Origin of the sequence: Arthrobacter sp. SAFR-023 (genome assembly GCF_051965295.1) — a bacterium.
Classification (GTDB): Bacteria; Actinomycetota; Actinomycetes; order Actinomycetales; family Micrococcaceae; genus Arthrobacter.
In genome coordinates, this window is sequence record NZ_JBQCMF010000043.1 from 1 (window position 1) to 2,649 (window position 2,649).

The window sequence follows — 2,649 nt, forward strand, 5'->3', positions numbered from 1 at the left end:
TGTCAACGGCCATTAGGAATTGCCCGTAGGCGGCCAGCATTTCTGCCCGCTGGTGGCCAGTAGAACTGCCCAGTGGTGGCCAGCTGGTTTGCCCGCTTGGGGATGGGGTTTGCTGGCCACCAGTTTGGGGTTTAGTTCAGTGGCATGACGCCCTTTCCGGCCAGGGCCTGGGTGAGGCGGATGGAGTCGCCGGTGGTTTGGCAGACGTGGGCGTGGTGCAGGAGCCGGTCCACAGTCGCGGTGGCCAGGGTTTTGGGCATGAGCTCGTCGAAGCCTGCGGGGTGAAGGTTCGAGGAGACCGCGACGGCCCGTTTTTCATAGGCTGCGTCGACGACCCGGTAGAGGCCTTCGGCGGCGTCGGTGGCCACGGCGAGGAGGCCGATGTCATCCACGACCACGAGATCTGCGCGCAGGATCCTAGCCACGGCCCGGGTGACGGTGTCGTCGGCCCGGTGCGAACGGATCAGGGCGCCGAGGTCCTCAAGGGTGAACCAGGCGACGCGCATCCCTTCTTCGACGGCCTGCTGGCCGAGGGCTTCGAGGAAGAATGTCTTTCCGGTCCCGGAGGGGCCGCAGACGACGAGGTTTTCTTTCCGGTGGATCCATTCCAGGGTGCGCAGGGCCTGTTGGGTCGGTGCCGGGATCGAGGACGCGGCTTCGTCCCAGAGGGCGAACGTCTTGCCGGTCGGGAACCCTGCAGCCTTGCGGCGGGTGGCGAGCATCGACCGGGCCCGGCCCTTGGTCTCCTCCGCGAGCAGTGCTTTGATGACCTCGGCCGGTTCCCAGCGCTGAGCGCGGGCGGTGGCCAACACGTCCGGGGCGATGGCGCGGGCGTGGGGCATTTTCAGTTGCCGCATGAGTGCCTCGAGGTCGGCGGGCAGAGCCGGTGCGGTGCTGTTCGCGGTCGTGATGCTCATCGGGCGCCCTCCCCGGCGCCGGTGGTGCCGAGGCCGGCCCACCCGGCGGTGCCCTGGGTGAGGGACTTGTCCTCCGCGGCGGTGCGCAGCCCGGTGTGGTTTCCGCCCGCGTTCAACAGCGACGCGAGGTCGCCGTGCGCGAAGCGGTGGTGGATCGCGGCAACGCCCAGGGCCTTATCGACCTCGGCAGTCCCCGCGATCTTGGCCAGCGCGACAGCCTCGGCCATCTTCACGTTGATCCGCTGCGCTCCGGCCGCGGCGGCCTCCAGCAGCCAGGTCCTCGCGCCGGCGCCAATGCCCAGGAATTCTGCTTCCGCCGTGGACCGCGGCACGGGTTTGTAGTCGCCGGGCACCTTCTGCTGATGGTCCGGGAAATGTGCGTCCAGGATCGCCGGGGACCCGGGCCGGGCAAGTCGGTGCCGGGCGACCTCGACCGGCCCGCCGGCACCAACATGCACGATCACGACCTGAGCATCCGGGCCGGTCCCGTGGAAGCGGGCGAACACCTCGGCGCCGAGCAGATGGGCAGGCACGGAGTATTGGGCGTTTTCGACCGAGACCATCGGCGTGTTTTCCGGCACCCGGCGCCCGACCCCGTAGGCGAGGGTATGCGCTGTGTCCGGGACGCGGTGCAGGGACGCGGCCTCCTCGGCGAGCATGTCGACCGGGCGGCGGCGGGTGGTCCGGTGCTCGCGCGTGTTGATCTGGTCCATGAACGCGGTGCAGGCCGTCTCGAGCGCGGCGAACGAGGCGTATTCGTCTCGCAGGTTGGTGTCCTTGGGCACCAGGTCTGCCTTGGCGATCTTCACAGACGATTCGACCCCGCCCTTGGATGCCGGGTCCGCCGGCTGGCAGGTGAGCACCTCGACGGAGTAGTGCCTGGCGAACGCCAGCGTCTGCTGGTTACGGACCGGCACGCCGGCCACATGCATGGTGGTGACGGTCTTCTCGTTATCGGTCAGCACATACGTTGGCGCGCCGCCGAGCAGCCGGAATGACCGGTCCAGGGCGGAGAACACGCTCGGCGCCGTCCGGTCACGCAGCGGGATCACGATGCGGAACCGGGACCAGGCCAGCCAGGCGACGAACAGTACGGTCTTGACCCCGTCGATGACGGGCCCGTCGCCGAAATCGTACTGAAGCCAGGCGCCTGGCTCGGTGATCCAGGGACGGTGGACCCTTTTGTTCCCGCGCCGGTAGGCCTCTTTGACCTGGGAAACGGCGCGGCGGGTGGAGCGGTCCGAACCTCGGTAGCCCATCGCGGCGAGCTTGTCATGGATGACATCGGCGCGGATCCGGCCCTTGGACTTTTCGACCCATTCCTCGATCTTTGGAAGCCACTCGTCGGTGACCCGGGGCCGGTCCGTCACACCGCCCGGTGCACGCCCGGCATCACGGGCCTGGACCAGCCGGTCAACAGTGTGGTGGGAACAACCCGACAGCTCCGCTGCACCGCGCAGCGACTTGGTCAGATCATAGGCAGCAAGAATTTTCACGGTTTCTAGGGCATCCTTCATTCAGGGCCTCTTCCTGTCAGCGGATTCGATTCGACACCGACATCCAAACGGGAAGAGGCCCCCGCCGTCTTACGACACGGCGGGACAAGCGAACAATGCGGGCAAACCAAGCGGCCATGGCTGGGCAGAACTCATGGCCACAGGCGGGCAGTCCCGGTGGCCATCAGCGGGCAATTCCGTGGCCATCTACGGGCAGTTTTTCATGGCCGCTAACA

General features: G+C 67.5%; 2 protein-coding genes. Both read right to left on the reverse strand.

Annotated elements, in window-relative coordinates; genetic code table 11:
• Nucleotides 1-131: 131 nt before the first annotated feature.
• The gene (istB, locus tag ACTHQX_RS21625; RefSeq protein ID WP_236804791.1) at nt 132-917 is read right to left on the reverse strand and encodes an IS21-like element helper ATPase IstB; all 786 of its coding nucleotides are present in this window, start codon (nt 915-917) and stop codon (nt 132-134) included.
• Nucleotides 914-2,434: an IS21 family transposase gene (istA, locus tag ACTHQX_RS21630; protein WP_336885583.1), complete on the reverse strand. Its 1,521-nt coding sequence runs from the start codon at nt 2,432-2,434 to the stop codon at nt 914-916. Before istA ends, istB begins: the two co-directional genes overlap by 4 nt.
• Between the last annotated feature and the right edge of the window lie 215 nt (nt 2,435-2,649).